This window comes from Candidatus Omnitrophota bacterium (assembly GCA_028715965.1).
Lineage (GTDB): Bacteria > Omnitrophota > Gorgyraeia > Tantalellales > Tantalellaceae > JAQUQS01.
The window spans coordinates 51,076-70,404 of the sequence record JAQUQS010000002.1 but is presented as its reverse complement, the minus strand read 5'-3'; the positions used below and the strand labels follow the sequence as shown (position 1 = coordinate 70,404).

Here is a 19,329-nt window from a genome sequence, read left to right as displayed (position 1 = left end):
TGGATATGGGCGATCTGAGACTTTGGATCACGGGGGTCATGAAGGACGAAGGGGCGCGTCCCGCGCTGCTACCTCTGAAGTGGGTGTTGTGGGCGCTGTCACTTCTTTATGGCGCGGGCATATGGTTCGTGGACCTGGCTTACAGGAGGGGATTCAGGAAAACGACCAAAGTGGATGTGCCGGTCATAAGTGTCGGCAACATAACCGCGGGAGGTACCGGCAAAACGCCGTTCTCTCTGTATATCGTGCGCGAACTCGCGGGCAGGGGATGCCGTCCCGCCATCCTGACAAGGGGGTATGGCCGGGACGAGGATAAGATGCTTGCCGGGGAGTTGCCGGAAGTACCTGTAGTGGTAGGCAGGGACAGGGTCAAGTCCGCAGCTTATGCCGTGTCCAAGGGGTGCGATGTCCTGGTCATGGATGACGGGTTCCAGCACCGCGCGCTCGAGAGGGACCTTGATATAGTGCTTGTGGACGCGGATTCTATGGCGGGGAATACGGGCCTTTTGCCACGCGGGCCTTTCAGGGAACGTATAAGCGCGCTTTCGAGGGCGGATATCGTGGTCGTTACGGGAACGTCTGAAATGGGAGAGGCGCAAAGGAACACCGTATTATCCCGGCTGGGTAACGTCATTTCAGGGAAGCTGGTCGCGGAATCCATCCGCCGGCCCGTTTCTCTGTCCGATGTCTCGGGAAAGAACACCTCTCTGGGGAACGCGAAGAACAAGAAGGTCCTGCTCGTGAGCGGTATAGCGTCACCGGGTTCGTTCGAGCTTATCGCCGGGCGATGCGGGATGGAATTGACCGGCCATATGGTATATGATGACCATCACGCGTATACCGCCTCAGATGTCGAGGAGATAGGGGGCCGCTTCGCGGCTTCCGGAGCGGATAATATCGTGGTCACAAAAAAAGACATGGTTAAACTGGCCGAGCTGGAATTGGGCGTATTGCGTGATAAGATACTTGCCCTCAATGTTGATATGGATATTGTCAGGGGAAAGGAGTCGGTCCTTGCTGGACTTGATAGCGTCTTACATAGTCAGGGGTCTTAACGCCGTTTTTCATGTTATGCCGATGGGTTTGAACCTCTGGGCCGGCCGGGCGTTCGGTTATCTCATTTATCTTCTGAGCGGGAAACGCCGTAAGGTAACGTACAGGAATATCCGGGCGGCGTTCGCGTCCGAAAAAAGTCCCCGCGACATCAGGAGATTGACCATAGGCACGTATCGAAACATGGTCCAGACGTTCGTGGAGATATTGGCGCTTACCAAGGTTGACCGGGAATACCTGGAAAAGCATCTGGAGATAATCAACAGCGAGAACCTGGGAAAAGCCGCTTCCAACCCGCGGGGGATGATAATGGTGTCGGCGCATTTCGGTAATTGGGAAATGAGCACCGTGGCCAGTGTTTTCCAGGGGTATCCCCTGTACCTCTTGGCCAGAGACCAGAAAATGCAGAGGCTTAACGAACTTCTTAACCGCCTGCGGGAGTCTAAGGGTAACATTGTGATACGGAAGGGTGCTGATATTAAGAACCTTTTCCGGGTACTCAAGGAAGGTAAGAGCGTGGGTATACTGGCCGATCAGAACGCCGGCCCCAATGGTAAGCTCGTCAACCTCTTCGGGCGACCGGCCTCTACGGCTGTGGGACCATACAGGTTCGCGCAAAAAACAGGTGCCTGGATATTACCGGCCTTTATACACCGCGTGGACGGCCCTTACCATCAGGCCGTCCTGGAGGAACCTATGGTCATCGGCAAGAACGAGGATATAACGCCGTATGTGGAAAAATATAACGAGCTCCTGGAGAAACATGTAAGAAAGTCCCCGGACCAATGGATGTGGATGCATAAGAAGTGGAAGCTGACCCCTGTACGTAAAGTGCTCGTGCTGGACGATGGGAAGAAGGGGCATTTCAAACAGTCCATGGCCGTGGCCGGTACGGCAGGTCGTTACTGGAAAGAAAAAAGGAACATGCCGGAAGGAGCTTTGGAAGTAAAGACGGTGTCCGTGAAGTTCAAGAGCCGCGTGAGGCGTACTATCCTGAACATGTTCTCGCCACTATACGGTGACCTCTTTCAGGGGCGTCCTTTCCTGCTGAAATGGGCGCTTGAACCGGGAAGTTATGACGCTATCATCTCCGTATACGCTGATGTCGTGATAAGTTGCGGCTCGGCGCTTTACGGGGTCAACAGGCTGGTCTCGTCGGAGAATGGCGCCAAGAACCTGACCATAATGGACCCGGGACGGATGAACCGCTGGGGGTTCGACCTTATCGTGCTGCCCCGGCACGACGTGGTAAGGAAGGGGCTGTCGCCCATAGGGGCTAACGTCGTGGTCACCGATATGCCGCCCACGCTGGTCGATATATCGGAACTCGAGGACCTTAGGGGTAAGGAGAGGAACGGTCTTGATGGGATAAAATGTGTCGGCGTGCTTATAGGAGGGGAGAACAGGTTCTACACGTTCAGCGAGGCGACGGCCAGGGATATATCCGAAGCGCTGTCGGGTTCGTGTGGGGATACCGGGACCCGGTTCATGTTGACCACGTCCAGAAGAACGCCTCCGGACGCCGACAAGACGTTCCAGGACATGCTCCGGGAGGATGAGAGATGCCTTAAATTCGTTTCGGGAAAAAGCGACAATGACGCGAAAACGGTGGACAAGATACTGGCCTCGAGCGATATAGTGTTCGTGACGGGGGACAGTATATCAATGGTTTCCGAAGCGGTTTCATCCGGCAGGCCCGTTTTCGTGATAATGCCCGACAAGAAACGCCGGGGAAAGACCAAATACGATGTTTTTGTGGACGAACTGGCCGGACGGGGATACCTTAAGAAGCTTCGCAGGGAGGTCCTTGCGGAGGATATGCGCACGGCCATGACCACCGGGATGGCCGCGCGGCATCTTCCGGAAGATATGGATGAACTATACTCCAAGATAGAAAAGGTTTTTTGATAGAAGGCGGAACATGAACATATTACAACTTGTCCCGAGATTGAACGTAGGCGGGGTGGAGAAAGGCACAGTGGAGGTCGCGCGTGCCCTTGTGGCCAAAGGGCACAAGGCCGTCGTGGTCTCCGGCGGCGGGATATACGAGGGCAATCTGGCGGCCATCGGTGCCAGGCACTACACCGTGCCTGTGGGAAAGAAAAATCCCATCACGATGATATGGTCGTATATATGCCTAAGGCGCATAATACGCAAGGAAAGTATCGATATAGTCCACGCCAGGAGCCGTATCCCGGCCCTAATGGGGTATTTCGCGGCAAAATCCACCGGCAAGGTGTTCTTGACCACCGCTCACGGGCAGTACAAACCGCACCTTATAAGCCGTGTTATGGGATGGGGCAAGATCGTTATCGTGGCAAATGATACTATGGCCAGATATATGAAAGACAAATTCGGCGTGCCGACGAGGAAACTATCCATAATACCGAGGGGGGTAGACCTTGAGCGTTTCGGGTACGTGTCGCCGTTCGATAAGGACCGAAAGAAATTCCGGGTCGGTATGATATGCCGGTACACGCCCCTTAAGGGACACCAGGACTTTTTGAAGGCGATGTCATATGTTTCCAGGCGGATGAACAATCTTGAGATCGTGATAATGGGGGACAGGGCCTCGGCGAAAGAGGATTACCTGAAGAGGGTAGACCTTACCGTGAGGCGGCTGAGACTTGAGAACGTGATCAGGTTCATAGACTCGAGCCATGATGTGGCCGAGGTCCTGAAGGACCTGGACGTGTTCGTTTCCGCGAATCGTAGCCAGGAGGCGTTCGGCAGGTCGATAATAGAGGCCCAGGCCAGGGGGGTGCCGGTAGTCGCCACGAGAGTAGGTGGAGTGGTCGAGAACGTTGAGGACGGAGTGACCGGTCTTTTGTGTGAACCCATGAACCCGTCCGATATCGCCGAAAAGGTCATGAGGTATGCCCAGGACCGTGAGCTGGTAGAAAGGGTCTCCAGGGCCGCCCGGAAGAACGTGGAAGATCATTTTTCCCTTGGCAAGGTAATGGAAAGTACCCTTGAAGTTTATTCCAAAGCGCTTTCCATGAAGAACATACTCATCATGAAGATAAGCTCGCTTGGGGATATTATACTCGCGGTACCTTCAATGAGGGCTGTCAGGAAAGCTTTCCCGGGCGCGGAAATAAAAGTGCTGGCCGACATAAGGTTCCGTGAAGTGCTCAGTGGATGCCCTTATATCGATGATGTGATCACATGTGATTTCAGAACAAGGGACAAGGGTGTCGGGTTCCTTCGTCTGGCCGGGGCGATAAGGTCGGAAGATCTCGACATGTCGATCGACCTGCAGAACAGCCGGAAGAGCCATATGCTGGCGTATTTGGCGGCCATACCGGAGAGATACGGGTTCAATAACGGTAAGCTGAGCGTGCTTCTCAACAGGAAGGCCAAGATGCCTGCACGGCCCATGCCGCCGGTCCGGCAGCAGGGATGTGTGCTGGCCCTTCTGGGCATAGCGCATGTGGACGATAACCTGGAACTATGGCCTACGCCGGAGAACGAGGAATGGGCGGAGAAGTTCTTTGGCGGCAATTGGCTGCAAAAAGACCAGAAGATAGTTGCCATGAGCGTTTCCGCTTCAAGGAAATGGAGGTCCAAGAACGTGGGCGTCCCCACACTTGTTAAGGTAGCTGATATGCTCGCGAAAGAACGGGGAGTAAGGACGGTCCTGATCGGCGCGGAAGAAGATAAACTGGAAGCGTCCGAATTCATGAAGACCACTTTGGCAAAACCGATAGACGCTGTAGGAAAGACCAATATCGGCCAGTTTATCGCGCTTATAAAGAGGTGTGATATCGTTGTTACGGGGGACAGCGCGCCGATGCATGTAGCTTCGGCGGTGAATACCCCTTTTGTGTCGTATTTCGGGCCTACGGACCCGGCAAGGCACCTTCCTCCTTCCGGAAAGAAAAAGGTCCTGCATCGTAAGGTGAAATGCTCACCGTGTTACGACCCGATCTGCCGACGTGACCGGAGATGTATGACGTCCATAAAACCGGCGGATATATACAATGCCGTGATGGAGCTTTTATGAACGTGATGATAATAACAACGCATATGAACATGGGCGGGGTGGGCGTCTATATCACGGACCTGTCCCGATATCTCCATAGGTACGGGCATAAAGTAACAGTGGTCTCGGGTGGAGGCGAACTCGAGGGTAAGCTCGCGGAGTATGGCGTAAAACATCATACGGCGGATATATTGACCAAACAGGAATTTTCCCTGAAGGTATGGAAAGCGGTCGGTGCCATAGGAGAACTGGCCAGGGAAGAGGATACGCAGGTCATACACGCCCAAACACGGGTGACCCAGATAATATCCGAGGTGGTGAGCCGCAGGACGGGCATCCCGTTCGTATCCACGTGCCACGGTTTCTTCAAACACAAACGTATCTCAAGGATGCTTCTGCCCGCGTGGGGGAACAGGGTAATTGCTATAAGTAACAGCGTAAAAGGGCATCTTATCAGGGATTTCGGGGTGCCTGAGAACAAGATATCCATGGTCTATAACGGTATCGAACTTGCCAGGTTCTCGGGTATATCCGGGCGTAAGGACGCGACCATGCTGCGGGAGATGGGGCTACCCCAGGACACGTTCGTCGTGGGCACGATAGGGCGGCTTTCCCCGGTGAAAGGATATAAGTATCTCGTGGAAGCGTTCTCGGCCCTGGCCGCGGAGGAACCTCGAGCGCGCATGGTGATGGTGGGAGACGGGCCGGAAAAAAAATCTTTGGAAAAACAGATAACTTCACTGGGGCTGGCCGGGAAGGTCTCCATGGTCCCCGGCGGACAGCCGCCGGAAGAGTATCTGCCCATGTTCGATATTTTCTGCTCCCCATCAATGCACGAAGGACTGGGGCTTTCGCTCATGGAGGCCATGGCGGCCGAGAGGGCCTGTGTGGCCAGCGATGTAGGCGGTCTTTCGGAGCTCATAACGGACGGTCGGGACGGATTGCTGGCTCCTCCGGGAGACGTCGCCGCGCTTGCTAAAAGATTGATGGAACTGGCAAAAGATGATATCCTGAGGAAAGACCTGGCGAAAGCCGCCAGGAGAAAAGCGTTCGACAACTATGATATCCATACAAGCGTGGAGAAGACCATTGAGGTATACCAGGAGGTCCTGTGACGGACGTCGAGAGCCCTAAGCGCATTATTATTTTTGAACTTAACTGGCTGGGGGACATACTTTTTTCCTTCCCCCTCTTGAGGGCTTTGCGTTTAAGATTCCCGACCGCGTATATCAGCTGCGTCGTGGTCCCCAGATACGCCGACCTGTTGGCCAATGTGCCATGGATCAATTACGTGCATGTGCTTTCGGATGATAACCGTATCTTCTCAGTGGGCGAAAAGCTCGATTTCGTGGATATGGTAAAAAAAGAGAAGTATGGTACCGCGGTATTCCTCAAAGCGTCCAGGACCAAGGTGATCATGTCCATGCTGGCGGGTATCCCGGAACGCGTAGGGTTCGCCGGGAAGAACCTCCCGCTCACCTCGGAAGTCGCGTGCCCGAACGGCGCGGTGCACAGGGCCGACCAGCTTCTTTCCCTGGCAGGTCTGTTCGGCATTGACAAGGCGGACGGGACTTATGAGTACTTCATAAGGGACGATGATAAGGAAAGGATGGAACGCATCCTGTCCGGGATAGGAGTGGGAAGAAATCCTTTCATCGTACTGAACCCCGGTGGGAACTGGGACGCGAAAAGATGGTCGCCGATGAATTTCATATCGCTGGCACGCCAGATACTATGGGCTTTCAGGGACCTTGACATAGTCATAACCGGGGCCCCGGGGGACAGGACGCTGGGGGATACCATCGTGAGTGAGGCTGGGGGGGAACGCGTATATAACACGGCCGGAAGGACATCGCTCAACGAGCTTGCCGCTCTTTTTCTTTCCTCGGAACTTGTGGTAAGCGCGGATTCGGGTCCGCTTCACCTGGCGTCGGCCACGGGCGCCACTACGATAGGCCTTTTCGGCCCTACGTCACCGGAAATAACGGGGCAGCGCGGACGAGGACGGAATATCGTCATTAGGAGCTCGCCCGATTGTGCCGTACCCTGCTATGTGAAAAAATGCAGGAATAACAATGTGTGCATGTATTCGATCGGGGTTGATACGGTTTTTTCCGCGATAAGGGACGCATTAAAGAACAAGGACCGGATATGGACAAGTCCCGCGTAAAAAGCATCCTTCTGATAAGCCTGAGCAACCTGGGCGATATAGTCCTTACCACCCCGGTGCTACGGAAGCTGCATGACGAATTTCCCGATGCCGTTATCGATGTCGTGACGGGTATGCCTGGCAGGGACATATTCCTGGCCCACCCCGCGGTGCGTAAGGTGATAATAAACAAACGGAGGAAAACGTTACGCTCCAGGTTACTCGACGTCCTGCTCACCCGCAGACAGAAATATGACCTTGTGGTCGACCTCAAGAACTCACTTATGCCGTATGTGGCAGGCGCGAGGTACGGAACAAGGTCATTGTCGTCGTTCCTTGGCGGGATAAAGAGGCTATCATCCGGGGTGACGGCGCATAAGAGAACGGAACATCTCGCAAAACTGAGAACGCTTGGTATTGACGCGGAAAGGGATGTTGGGTTCTATGTCCCGGTATCCGAAGAGGACGCGCGTCAGGCGGAAAGCCTTATCGTGGAAGCGGAAAGAACGCTTGGCCCGGGTGTGCAGCGGGACAGGATAGTAGTGATCAACCCGGGGACCAAGAACCACCTGAAAAAATGGAAAGCGTCCAATTACGCGAAACTCTCGGATATGCTTTCCGGGGAGAAAGATTGTATTGTTTTCCTTACCGGAACGGATGAGGACCGCCAGACCGTGAACGATGTTATAGCGGCCACCAAGCGTCCGGTGCTGGATGTCTGTTCTCGTACCACGATAGGCTGTGCCGCCGGGCTTATGGCCAGGGCATGTATGGTGATAACCGGAGACAGCGCGCCGCTCCACATCGCGAGCGCCGTCGGGACGCCCACGGTAGCTATTTTCGGGCCTACCGACGAAAAAAAATACGGTCCTCTTGCGGAAAAGAGCGTTGTGCTTAACCCGCGGATAGGGTGCAGGCCATGCGGTAAGGGGTCGTGCCAGAAACGTCCTCCGGACGGCTGTATAAACGACGTGACCGTTGAGGAGGTATACAGGGCGGCCGAGAAGATATTGGAAGGTACGGAATGGGAATGATCACCATAAAACACGGTGACATAACACAGGAAGAGGTCGACGTTATCGTTAACGCCGCGAATACCGGCCTTAAAGGAGGAGGCGGCGTCGATGGGGCAATACATCGCGCGGCCGGGTCTTCGGTCATGGAAGAATGCCGCCGGATAGGTGGATGCCGTACGGGAGAGGCCGTGATAACGGGCGCGGGCAGGCTGAAGGCTAAAAAAATAATACATACGCCCGGTCCGGTATGGCATGGAGGAAAGAGCGGCGAGGCTGAGCTTCTCAGGAGCTGTTATGCCGCCAGTTTCCGGCTGGCCGCCGAACATTCTCTAAGGTCCATCGCTTTTCCCGCGATAAGCACCGGTGTCTACAGATACCCGGTCGAGGCCGCGGCGAGGATAGCCCTTGAGGAGGGCCTGAAACACAAGGACGATCTTGATGAAATAGTGTACGTGTGTTTTTCATCAGGGGATCTTGATATTTACCGTAAGATATATAGCGAGATAACGTCTGGTAGAGGGATGAACCCGGCTCGATAAGAAGAATGGAGGACAGTATATGGGAAAGATAGCGGTGTTAATATGCTTGTCGGTGTTCCTGTGTCCCTTTTTTGTCCTGGCCCATCCTCCCTCCCGGATAGACGCGGAGTATGACGACGCGGCTAAAGAACTCAAGCTGGATATCATTCATCCTGTCGAGGCCCCGAAGTCGCATTTTATCTATCGTGTGACAGTGGACGTGGACGGGAAAAGGTTGATAGATAAGGAATATGACGAACAGACGGATGATATGGAACAGCAAGTGTTCTTAAATGTTCCCGGGGTGGAGAAGGGGAGCACTATCGATATAGAGGCTTTTTGCAACCGTTACGGGGAAAAGAAGGGGCAGATAAGGATATGAGGGAGCGTATCCCATACCTTATATTGAGGATATCCCTTGGAGTGGTCTTTCTTGTGTTCGGCATAGGCAAGTTCCAGGATGATCACTGGGCCCGGACGATAAGGACCATGGAACCTTTTATCTCGATGCCCTGGGATGTGAGCGTTTCGGTCCTCGTGATAGGGTTCATGGAATTGATCACGGGAGCGGCCCTTATCCTCGGGACCTTGACCAGGTTATTCGCCGTTCTTGCGGGACTTCAGCTCGTGGCTATATTGATACTTCTGGGTTTCCAGGAAACAAGGGACATAGGGCTTTTAGGCGCGGCTTTTTACCTGGCGTTCGGGCCTGCGGGCGGGGAAAAAGGCGAGAGGACAAAAGAGAACAGGTCAGGAATAAGGTTATGACCATGGAACGTATACTTGTCACACGCACGGACAGACTGGGGGATGTGGTGCTTTCCACTCCTGTGGCGCGGCATTTAAGGAAACTTTACCCCGACGCGTATATCGCGTTCATGGTAAAGCCCGGGAACCGGGACATAGTGGAGGATAACCCCGATATCAATGAGGTGATAATATATGACAAGGAAGGAGCCCAGAAAGGGTTCGTGGGCACGGTGCTTTTCGCGTGGGAACTGAGAAAGAAAAGATTTGATACGGCCATAATACTGCACCCGACCAACCGTTCTCATATCGTGGCGTTCCTGGCAGGGATACCGGAACGTGTTGGATATGACAAAAGACTTCCGTTCCTTTTGACAAAGAGGGCGCCACATATCAAGCAGGAAGGCGCCAAACACGAGATAGACTATAATTTCGATCTTTTGGCGCTGGCTGGCGTTGATGTAACGCTTTATGACAGAATGCCTTACATGAGCACATCCGACGCTGACAAAAAAATGGTCGATGCCGTTATCAAAGATAACGGATTGACGGGAGAGCTGGTTGCTATGCATGTCGGGGCGAGTTGCAGGTCTAAAAGATGGCCTACCGGCAGGTTCGCCGAAGTGGCGGACAGGATAAGTAAAGAATTCGGGGCGCGTGTGATATTCGTGGGAGGGAATGAGTCCGAGGGGATGTCGAGTTCAGTGGTGTCCTTGATGAAAGAGGAACCGGTGGACCTTACCGGCGGATTGCTGCTGGGTGAATTCGCGGAATTCCTGTCCAGGTGCCGCCTGCTTATCTCGAACGATTCCGGTCCGGTCCACGTGGCGGTCGCCGTAGGCACTCCGGTCATCGCCGTATTCGGGCGCAAAGACGCGGGATTATCCCCGCGAAGATGGGGGCCGGTCGGGGCCGGGGATACGGTCCTGCATAAAGATGTTGGCTGCGAGCGATGTCTGGCGCATGAGTGCGAACGCGATTTCGCGTGTATAAAAGCTGTTACCGTGGACGAGGTGATGAGCTCCGTCAGCAAGGTTCTGGGCGTTTGACATAAGGCGTCGCGCGGCCGGGTTTGCAAAGCTTCTGTTATCGCGCTATAATGAGATCATATTTTATGGAAAAAGAAAGAAAAGGAGATGCCATGTCCAACACACACGAGATCAATGTGAATGATTCAAATTTCAAGGAAGAGGTGCTTAGCTCGGAGCTTCCGGTACTCGTGGATTTCTGGGCCGAATGGTGCGGGCCGTGCCGTATGATCGCTCCGGTGATCGGAGAGCTCGCGGAGGAATATTCCGGAAAGCTCAAAGTGTGCAAACTGAACGTGGAGGAAGGCGCCCAGACAGCTACGACTTACGGTGTAATGAACATCCCGACCATAATGATATTCAAGGGAGGCAACGTGGTGGACAAAGTGATAGGGTCCGTTCCCAAGAGTTCCCTGGAGTCCAAGATAACCGCCCATTTATGATACATACAGGTTGAAAGCTTCAAAGCCCGTTCTGTGCCGTTCCGTAGGGACACAAGCGCAGGGCGGGCTTTCTCCTGCCGGAGGCCCCCTACCGGACCCGGATATAGGTGAATTGACAGGTCTTACGGGTACATGCTAAAATAACCGCTCATGATATATAATAATCTTATAGTAACTGGTCAGGAGGGACGTATACGTGAAGCATTATAAGTTCTCCGCTTTAGCCAAGATAGTTAACAGGTTCAAGGATAGGAAGATACTGGTCCTTGGGGATCTTCTGCTGGACCAGTTCATATGGGGACAGGTCTCGAGGATATCTCCCGAAGCTCCTGTGCCTGTGGTCTGGGTAAGGAACGAAGGGTTCATGCCCGGAGGGGCCTGTAATGTGGCTAATAATATCGCCAAGCTGGGAGCCAAGGTGTCGGTCGTGGGTGTGGTCGGCGATGACATCAACGGCAAGGTCCTGAAGCAACAACTCGAGGAGAGGAGCATAAACACGGACGGTGTCGTGATAGACCCGGAAAGACCTACTATCCTGAAGACGCGGGTGATAGCGCATCATCAGCAGGTGGTCAGGATAGACCGTGAGAACGTCGATGTTATCTCCCACAAATACATGGAAAAGGTATATGATTACATCAAGCGTAACATAGACCGGTATGACGGTGTGATCATAGAGGATTACGGCAAAGGGCTCATAACCCCGTCCCTCCTGAAGAAAGTCGTTCCCCTGGCGAAAAAAAGCGGGAAAATAGTCACCGTGGATCCCAAGGAAAGCCATTTCGCGTATTATAAAGGCGTCGATGCCATAACCCCGAACCATCATGAGGCGGCTAAGGCGGTAGGGTTCTCCGTTTCCGATGAGAACACGAAAATGAAGGCTGGCGCCAGGATGCTGGAAAAACTCAAGGCCAAGGTGATATTGCTTACCCTCGGGGAGGAAGGCATGATGGTCTTCGAGCAGGGTAGGAAGCCGCACAGGATACCCACGGTCGCGCAGGAGGTCTTTGATGTTTCCGGCGCGGGGGATACCGTGATAGGTGTGTATACCCTGGGAGTAGTGAGTGGTGGCTCGCCCGAGATAGCCGCGCATATCGCCAATTGTGCCGCGGGTATAGTCGTGGGCAAGATAGGCGTAGCCGTTGTTTCCGAAGAGGAGCTGCTTTCGCGTCTTAAATTAGAGATAGAAAGGGTCCGTGTATGAAGGTAGTAGCGGTTGTCCCGGCCAGGTGGCATTCTTCGCGTCTAAAGGGGAAGGTGCTCGCTGATATTGACGGCAAACCTATGTTGCAACATGTGTGGGAAAGGGCTAAGAACGCGGAGCTGGTCGATGAAGTGATAGTTGCCGTGGACAGGGAAAAAGTGTTCAAAGCGGTGGAATCTTTCGGGGGACGGGCCATGTACACGTCGCCGGACCACGCTTCGGGTACGGACCGTATCGCGGAGATAGCTGGAAGTGTTGACGCGGACGTGTATATAAACATCCAGGCGGATGAACCGCTGGTCCACCCCAGCATGATAGATGAGCTTGCCAGGGTGTTCGAATACGAACCCAATGTGCAGATGGCCACGCTTATAAAAAGGATAACGCGGGAAGAAGAGGTGAAAGACCCGAATGTGGTCAAGTGCGTGGTCGACAGGAAAGGTTACGCCCTGTATTTTTCCAGGAGCCCGATACCTTATGTGCGCAGGGACATCGTCCGGCCGGAAGAGGAGCGCGCGCCGGAAACCGTGAACGGGATGTACTTCAAGCATATAGGCATGTATTCCTATACCAGGGAATTCCTTCTCGCGTTCACGAATCTGCCTAAATCCATGCTTGAACAGGATGAAAAACTTGAGCAGCTCAGGGTGCTCGAACACGGATATAAGATAAAGACAGTCGAGACAAGGTATGATACGATAGGCGTGGATACGGAAGAAGATCTTTTAAAAGTAAGGGAACTGGTGGCCGCCGGGACATATGGAACACCGGAAGATACGGGCACACAAGAGGGGTATTAAAATGGCCGGGAGAACATCGAGGACCGTTAAGGTCGGTAAAATAAAAATAGGTGGCGGGAACCCTATCGTCCTGATAGCCGGTCCATGTGTTATCGAGTCCGGTTCCAGCGTAATGAGGCACGCGGAAAAGATAAAACGCATAGCCGACAAGAATGGCATCCCTTTCATCTTTAAGGCAAGTTATGACAAGGCCAACAGGAGCTCCGTGTCGTCCTATCGAGGCCCGGGGATAGAAAAAGGCCTGCGCATGCTCGAGAAAGTAAAAAAGGAAACGGGTGTCCCGGTACTTAGCGATGTGCACAGCGCTGATGAGGCGGTAGCCGCGGCGGAAGTGCTGGACGTGTTGCAGATACCGGCATTCTTGTGCCGACAGACGGATATCCTGGTAAAAGCGGCGGCTACGGGAAGACCCGTGAATGTGAAAAAAGGCCAATTCATGTCGCCGGCCGAAGTATCCAATATAGTGGCAAAAGTGATATCCACCGGGAACAAGGACCTTATCCTGACCGAGAGGGGGACTTCGTTCGGGTATAACATGCTTGTGAATGATTTCAGGTCGCTGGTCATAATGCGCCGGACGGGTTATCCCGTGGCGTATGACGCGACACATTCGGTCCAGATGCCCGGAGGCAAAGGCACATCAAGCGGCGGGGACTCCAGTTACGTGTTCCCTTTGTCAAGAGCCGCTGTAGCCGTAGGGTGTGACGCTTTGTTCGTCGAAGTGCATGAGTCTCCGGCAAAGGCGCTCAGTGACGGTCCCAATATGCTTAACATCGGGGCGTTGGACGGATATTTAAAGGAAATGAAAAAGATCGAAAGGGCGGTAAAAGGTATATGAGCATTTCAACCGCGAAAAAGGTCCTGGACATGGAGAGTAAGGCGATCGCCGCTCTCGTCGGAAGGATAGACGGAAGTTTCGGAAAGGTGATCAAACTTCTTGTCAGCACGAAGGGACGCGTGATAATAACCGGTATGGGCAAGCCCGGGTTCATAGCGCAGAAGATATCGGCTACCATGTCGTCTACCGGTACCCCGTCGTTGTATCTACATCCGGCCGAGGCGCTCCACGGGGATCTCGGGAGGGTCACGCGAGAGGACGTGATAATCGCTTTTTCCAACAGTGGGGAAACGGAAGAGGTGGTAAAGCTCATCCCGATAATCAGGAAGATCGGCGCTAAACTTGTGGCCGTGACCGGAAACAGGAAGTCGACCCTGGCCAGGGAAAGTGACCATGTGCTTGACAGCCGGGTGGATAAGGAGGCCTGTCCTATGGGACTGGCGCCTACGACATCCACTACGGTCATGTTGGCCCTGGGCGACGCGCTGGCGGTGGCGCTCCTTGAAAAAAAGAAATTCCGTCCGGCGGATTTCGCTCTTTTCCACCCAGGCGGGGCTTTGGGCAAGAGGCTGCTTCTCCGTGTGGGGGACATAATGCGACCTAAAAAAGATACGCCCATAGTCCGGAAGAACGTGCCGGTAAAAGAGGTCCTTCTCAAGATCACAAAGCTCCGGGCGGGGTCCGCGAGCATAGTGGATGGAAAAGGCAAATTGATCGGTATATTCACCGATGGTGATCTCCGGCGGCATTTTGAGGAAGGCAAGGAACTTCTTACAAGGACGGTAGGGGAGGTCATGACGGCTTCTCCGATAACCATAGGCCCGGAACACCTCGCCGCGGAAGCTTTTGAGATACTCCGTGACAGGAAGATCGATGAGATCCCGGTCGTAGACGGCAAGGGCCGTCCTGTCGGTGTCCTTGATGTGCAGGATGTGCTCAAAGCCGGTCTTGTTTGAACCTGAAAGGAACGATCGTATGGCATTTGAATATTCACCCGAACTTATAGAGAAGGCCGGGAAGATCAGGCTGCTGGTCCTAGACGTCGATGGCGTGATGACCGACGGCAGGATAATCTTCGGGAGTTTCGGCGTCGAGCTGAAGAACTTCGACGTTAACGACGGACTCGGTATATTCCTGGTAAAGAAGGCGGGCATTAAATGTGTGCTTCTTACGGCTAAAGGGTCCCCGGCTGTCCTGGCAAGGGCGAAACAGCTGAAAGTGGACAAGGTCTACAAGGACATCCATTACAAGATAAACGCTCTCGGGCCGATCCGCGACGATCTTGGCGTGTCCGACGAAGAGATATGTTTCATGGGGGATGACCTGATAGATATCCCCGTGCTCAGGAGGATAGGGCTTTCGGTCTGTCCTGACAACGCCATGGATGACGTGAAAAAATACTGCGATATCGTGACGACGAAAAAAGGCGGGCACGGCGCGGTAAGGGAGCTTTGTGAGTTCCTGCTCAAGGCGCAGGGAAAATGGCGTGAAGTGACGTCCAGGTATTTCGAATGACGATAAGGTTTTTTTGTGTGGAAGGCGGATATGTATTGTGTAAAGGTGAAAGGTCAATTCTCAAGCGCGCATAACCTTAGGGGATATAAGGGGAAATGCGAGGACCTGCACGGCCACAACTGGCACGTTGAGGTGACCGTGTGCAGGGACGGGCTTGATGAGATAGGTATGGTCATGGATTTCAGGGAACTGAAGGACATGGTCGCGGATGTGATCGGCCGCCTGGACCATAAACATCTCAACGAGCTGGAAGGTTTTACCAGGGCCAACCCGACATCGGAGAACATCGCCAGGTATATCCACGACCGTATCGTGGAAAAAACGCCGGGCATCAAGGTGGGCGAGGTCGTGGTATGGGAGACCGATAGCTCTGCCGCTATATACAGGGAAGGAGCGTGTTAGGCATGGGCTCCTCACCGGGCGCCGGGGCTATAGTGCTTATTTCCGGCGGCATGGATTCCGCGGTCGCGTTGTATTCAGCCATGCGGAAGTATGATTGTAAGGCGCTCATATTCGATTACGGGCAGAAATCGCGCAGGGAGATCGCGTTCGCGCGCGAACTCGCGAAAAGAGCCGGGGTAGAATACCATGTGCTCAAGATAGATATGCCGTGGAAAGGCAGTGCCCTCCTGGACGAAGCCGTGGCCGTGCCTGATGACGGCGCTAGTTCGGACGGCAGGATACCGGCGACATATGTGCCGGCGAGGAACATGATATTCCTGAGTTTCGGTGTATCGTTCGCCGAAGCCGCAGGGGCTGAAGCTGTTTTTATAGGCGCGCACCAGATGGATTTTTCCAATTATCCTGATTGCAGGAGCGAATTTCTGGACGCTTTCGGGGAGATGGTGAAAAAAGGCACTAAGGCCGGGGTCGAGCGTGGTTCGGTGAATATCGTCGCGCCACTTATAAATATGACCAAAAAAGAGATCGTGGAAGAAGGCATCAGGTTGGGGGTGCCGTTCGAACTTACATGGTCATGTTATGCCGGAGGGGAACGACCCTGCGGCAGGTGCGAGTCATGTGTGTTCAGGGAGAAAGCGTTCCGGGACATGGGGGTCAAGGACCCCGTAAGCGGGACTTGACCTGAAAAAGGAGCTATGCTGTGAAAGAAGCCAAGATATCCGAAATATTCCTTTCCTATCAGGGAGAGGGTCCGTATACGGGGAGCCGCCAGCTTTTCATCCGGTTCTTCGGATGTGACCTCGGATGCAAGTTCTGTGATACACGGCAGGAGAGCTATAAGACATTCACCCGGGATACGCTGCTATGCAAAGTGCTTGATTTCGACGATGATTACAACGAGCTGTCCCTGACGGGTGGCGAGCCGCTCATGTACGCGTCTTTTCTTTCGGAGTTCCTGCCGGCGTTCCGCAAACACAGGCAGCACAAGGTGTATCTGGAAACGAATGGTATGAGGCCCGAAGAGCTGAAGTCAGTGATAGACCACATCGACATAGTATCGATGGATATGAAGCTTCCTTCATCCACGGGCAGCGGGTCGTCGCCGTGGAAAGCGCATAAGGAGTTCCTTGGTGTCTCTTTGGCGAAAGAGGTCATAGTCAAGGCGGTAATAACTGACACGACCACCATGGATGATATAAAGAAAATGACCGAGGTTCTGAGGTCGGTGCCGTCCGGGTACGAAGTGGTGTTGCAGCCCGTGACCCCATCGGACGCCGGGACACCGGGTCCGGACGACGAGATGATGTTCTTTTTCAAGGAGTATATCAAAAAAGAGACCGGGACACCGGTCCTTATATTGGGACAAGCGCATAAATACGTAGGGATAAAGTGAAGGTGACATGAAAAAGCCGGTACGCAAAGGATATGAAGGTCTGCAGGAGGACGTAAGGGACAAGGTTCTTCCCGGGATAGACGTATGGGAGAACAAATACCCGGACAGGGAGTTCATGGTCAGGGTGGATACCCCGGAGTTCACATGTATATGTCCGAAGACCGGCCTTCCGGATTTCGCGCACATATCTATCGAGTATGTTCCCTCGAAATGGTGCATTGAGCTCAAGTCGTTCAAGGAATACGTGGTCAGCTACAGGGATATGGGCATTTTCCATGAACATGTGGTGAACCGTTTTCTCGATGACCTTGTGAAGAGCTCAAAACCCAGGTATATGAAGGTGAAAGGGGTGTTCAACACCCGCGGCGGGATAACCACAACGGTCGAAGCTGAATACGAACGGAGAAAATAACACGGCCCGGACTGATATACCCTCATTGAGATGAAGATAAAATATAGACGGTATTATATATATTACCTTGCCAAGACATTGTTCTTCCTGCTGGCGTTGTTGCCGCTAAGGGCGGGCATGGCATTGGCGGCCGCGCTGGGGCGCCTGGTCTTTAGGTTGCTGCCGGGATACGCGAAGACCACTGTGGCCAACCTGGACGCCGCGTTCCCGGGGAACGGCGACAGGAACCGTAAGATCGCGGAAAATGTTTTCCGGAACGTGGCTATGAACGGCGTGGAATGGGTCAAGTTGTTGTTCTCCCGGGTGTCGGTGATCGACAGCATGGTCACGGAGGTCTCCGGCAGGGAACATCTGGACAGCGTCCTGGCCGGGGGGCGTGGCGCCCTGATAATAACTTTTCATTTCGGGAACTGGGAGCTCGCGGGGTTATACCTCGCGCATATCGGGTATAACGGTTCACTTGTGGCCAGAAAGGTGTACTTCTACAAGTATAACAAGTTCCTTGAGAAGATGAGGGCCCGGTACAACGCGAAGGTGATATATCGCGACGAATCGCCAAAGAAGATGCTGGGGGCGCTTCACAGGGGAGAGGTGGTCGGGATAGTTCCGGACCAGGACGTGGACAGTGTTAACGGCGTCTTTGTGGATTATTTCGGCAGGAAAGCGTATACCCCGGTGGCCCCGGTCAAGATAGCGATGGCTGTCGGCACCGGGATCGTGCCGGTATTCGTAATAAGGAAAAAAGACAATACCCACAGGGTGGTCATAGAAGAACCGATATATCCGGTAAAAGGTGACGATGTGGACGGGAACATAAGGCGTTATACGGAGGAGTGGACATCGCTTTTGGAAAGATATGTCAGGGAATATCCCGAACAATGGGTCTGGATGCACAAAAGATGGAAGACCAGGCCGGAAGAGGAATAGGAAGCCCATGCGGAAGAAAGTTCTGATCACATTGCTCATCGTGACGGCGGGGGTATTTATCTATTCCCGGGGGAACAATATCGGCCAGGATGTCCTGCGGGACCCAGGTGAAAAGGAAGACGCTGCCCCGGGCCTGGAGCAGAAGGTCGTATCCTTTAAGATAGACGGAAGGAGTCCCAAGGGGGCCAAACAGTGGAACCTGGAAGGTGATTCCGCCGAGATAATAGGGGATGATATACACCTCAAGAGCCTCAGGGCCATGGCTTTTGGCGACACGGCCGCGGTGAGCCTGTCCTCGGAAAAAGGTGTATACAGGAAAGACAAGGGGGAAGTGGAGCTCATAGGTGACGTAGAGGTCATCTCCGATGACGGTGTCGTGCTTACGACCGATAAGGCCAGATGGTCCCAGGAGAAAAGAGAGATAACCACGGATTCTCACGTGGATATAGAAAAAAAAGGTTTTCGGGCCTCCGGCGATGGCGGTATGGCGAACTCCGGGAATAAAACGGCCCTTCTCAGGTCGAACGTTAGCGTAAAGATCGAGCCGTTCACGCTTGTAATGTGCGATGGCCCGCTTGAAATAGACTATGATAAGAAACAGGCTATTTTCCATGATAACGTCGGGGTAGAGGACAAGGACGGTAAACTTTTCGCGGATATGCTCACCGTGTATTTCGATAAGGATACGGAAAAGATCTCGCAAGTCGTGGCAGAAGGCAACGTAAGGGTCAAAAAAGGAAAAAGTTATACGATAAGCGAGAAGGCCATATACACCGATAGTACGAAGAGCGCCAAACTGCTCGGCAGGCCGCGTGTGATAATAGATCCGGAGCAGATCGATCAGCTGGACAGCCTTGACATAAGAAAAACCATGTCGATAGAATAGGAAAGGGGCGGCA

At 53.5% G+C, this 19,329-nt stretch carries 22 protein-coding genes; all 22 read left to right on the top strand.

The window, feature by feature from the left end; all coding sequences use genetic code 11:
- The first annotated feature begins 5 nt into the window (after window positions 1-5).
- The 22 genes from lpxK to lptC all read left to right on the top strand — a co-directional run bounded on the left by lpxK (window position 6) and on the right by lptC (window position 19,316).
- Entirely contained in the window at window positions 6-1,055 is a 1,050-nt protein-coding gene (lpxK, locus tag PHH49_01510) for a tetraacyldisaccharide 4'-kinase (GenBank protein MDD5487621.1), read from the top strand.
- On the top strand, window positions 1,015-2,961 hold the full coding sequence (locus tag PHH49_01505) for an ELM1/GtrOC1 family putative glycosyltransferase (GenBank protein MDD5487620.1): 1,947 nt from the start codon (window positions 1,015-1,017) through the stop codon (window positions 2,959-2,961). The genes lpxK and PHH49_01505 overlap by 41 nt, the downstream gene beginning before the upstream one ends.
- A gap of 13 nt (window positions 2,962-2,974) precedes the next feature.
- Complete coding sequence (gene waaF, locus PHH49_01500; protein ID MDD5487619.1) at window positions 2,975-5,059, top strand: lipopolysaccharide heptosyltransferase II; 2,085 nt, start codon at window positions 2,975-2,977, stop codon at window positions 5,057-5,059.
- Window positions 5,056-6,153, top strand: a complete 1,098-nt coding sequence (locus PHH49_01495) for a glycosyltransferase family 4 protein (GenBank protein ID MDD5487618.1) — start codon at window positions 5,056-5,058, stop codon at window positions 6,151-6,153. Before waaF (PHH49_01500) ends, PHH49_01495 begins: the two co-directional genes overlap by 4 nt.
- On the top strand, window positions 6,150-7,208 hold the full coding sequence (locus tag PHH49_01490) for a glycosyltransferase family 9 protein (protein MDD5487617.1): 1,059 nt from the start codon (window positions 6,150-6,152) through the stop codon (window positions 7,206-7,208). The genes PHH49_01495 and PHH49_01490 overlap by 4 nt, the downstream gene beginning before the upstream one ends.
- Window positions 7,190-8,221 carry a glycosyltransferase family 9 protein gene (locus tag PHH49_01485; protein ID MDD5487616.1) on the top strand — a complete coding sequence of 344 codons (1,032 nt, stop codon included), beginning with the start codon at window positions 7,190-7,192 and terminating at the stop codon, window positions 8,219-8,221. Before PHH49_01490 ends, PHH49_01485 begins: the two co-directional genes overlap by 19 nt.
- Window positions 8,212-8,742, top strand: coding sequence for an O-acetyl-ADP-ribose deacetylase (locus PHH49_01480; GenBank protein ID MDD5487615.1), 531 nt, complete (start codon window positions 8,212-8,214; stop codon window positions 8,740-8,742). Before PHH49_01485 ends, PHH49_01480 begins: the two co-directional genes overlap by 10 nt.
- Before the next feature lie 19 nt (window positions 8,743-8,761).
- Window positions 8,762-9,103, top strand: coding sequence for a hypothetical protein (locus tag PHH49_01475; protein ID MDD5487614.1), 342 nt, complete (start codon window positions 8,762-8,764; stop codon window positions 9,101-9,103).
- Window positions 9,100-9,489 carry a DoxX family protein gene (locus PHH49_01470; protein ID MDD5487613.1) on the top strand — a complete coding sequence of 130 codons (390 nt, stop codon included), beginning with the start codon at window positions 9,100-9,102 and terminating at the stop codon, window positions 9,487-9,489. Before PHH49_01475 ends, PHH49_01470 begins: the two co-directional genes overlap by 4 nt.
- Window positions 9,486-10,517 carry a lipopolysaccharide heptosyltransferase II gene (gene waaF / locus PHH49_01465; GenBank protein MDD5487612.1) on the top strand — a complete coding sequence of 344 codons (1,032 nt, stop codon included), beginning with the start codon at window positions 9,486-9,488 and terminating at the stop codon, window positions 10,515-10,517. Before PHH49_01470 ends, waaF (PHH49_01465) begins: the two co-directional genes overlap by 4 nt.
- A 65-nt stretch (window positions 10,518-10,582) precedes the next feature.
- Entirely contained in the window at window positions 10,583-10,939 is a 357-nt protein-coding gene (trxA, locus tag PHH49_01460; GenBank protein MDD5487611.1) for a thioredoxin, read from the top strand.
- A 196-nt stretch (window positions 10,940-11,135) separates the two neighbouring features.
- Window positions 11,136-12,143: a D-glycero-beta-D-manno-heptose-7-phosphate kinase gene (gene rfaE1 / locus PHH49_01455; GenBank protein MDD5487610.1), complete on the top strand. Its 1,008-nt coding sequence runs from the start codon at window positions 11,136-11,138 to the stop codon at window positions 12,141-12,143.
- Entirely contained in the window at window positions 12,140-12,943 is an 804-nt protein-coding gene (kdsB, locus tag PHH49_01450) for a 3-deoxy-manno-octulosonate cytidylyltransferase (protein ID MDD5487609.1), read from the top strand. The genes rfaE1 and kdsB overlap by 4 nt, the downstream gene beginning before the upstream one ends.
- Window position 12,944: 1 nt before the next feature.
- Window positions 12,945-13,781 (top strand): 3-deoxy-8-phosphooctulonate synthase, encoded by an 837-nt coding sequence (kdsA, locus tag PHH49_01445; protein MDD5487608.1) that lies wholly within the window; start codon window positions 12,945-12,947, stop codon window positions 13,779-13,781.
- Complete coding sequence (locus PHH49_01440; protein ID MDD5487607.1) at window positions 13,778-14,737, top strand: KpsF/GutQ family sugar-phosphate isomerase; 960 nt, start codon at window positions 13,778-13,780, stop codon at window positions 14,735-14,737. Before kdsA ends, PHH49_01440 begins: the two co-directional genes overlap by 4 nt.
- Before the next feature lie 19 nt (window positions 14,738-14,756).
- Window positions 14,757-15,296 (top strand): HAD hydrolase family protein, encoded by a 540-nt coding sequence (locus tag PHH49_01435; GenBank protein MDD5487606.1) that lies wholly within the window; start codon window positions 14,757-14,759, stop codon window positions 15,294-15,296.
- 30 nt (window positions 15,297-15,326) lie between these two features.
- Window positions 15,327-15,698, top strand: a complete 372-nt coding sequence (queD, locus tag PHH49_01430) for a 6-carboxytetrahydropterin synthase QueD (GenBank protein MDD5487605.1) — start codon at window positions 15,327-15,329, stop codon at window positions 15,696-15,698.
- Between the two features lie 2 nt (window positions 15,699-15,700).
- A complete protein-coding gene (gene queC / locus PHH49_01425) occupies window positions 15,701-16,378 on the top strand; it encodes a 7-cyano-7-deazaguanine synthase QueC (protein MDD5487604.1) in 678 nt (225 codons plus the stop codon).
- 20 nt (window positions 16,379-16,398) lie between these two features.
- Window positions 16,399-17,091 (top strand): 7-carboxy-7-deazaguanine synthase QueE, encoded by a 693-nt coding sequence (locus PHH49_01420; protein MDD5487603.1) that lies wholly within the window; start codon window positions 16,399-16,401, stop codon window positions 17,089-17,091.
- 7 nt (window positions 17,092-17,098) lie between these two features.
- Entirely contained in the window at window positions 17,099-17,503 is a 405-nt protein-coding gene (gene queF / locus PHH49_01415; protein ID MDD5487602.1) for a preQ(1) synthase, read from the top strand.
- Window positions 17,504-17,533: 30 nt separating this feature from the next.
- The gene (locus PHH49_01410; protein ID MDD5487601.1) at window positions 17,534-18,430 is read left to right on the top strand and encodes a lysophospholipid acyltransferase family protein; all 897 of its coding nucleotides are present in this window, start codon (window positions 17,534-17,536) and stop codon (window positions 18,428-18,430) included.
- A 7-nt stretch (window positions 18,431-18,437) separates the two neighbouring features.
- Window positions 18,438-19,316, top strand: a complete 879-nt coding sequence (gene lptC / locus PHH49_01405) for an LPS export ABC transporter periplasmic protein LptC (protein MDD5487600.1) — start codon at window positions 18,438-18,440, stop codon at window positions 19,314-19,316.
- Window positions 19,317-19,329 lie beyond the last annotated feature (13 nt).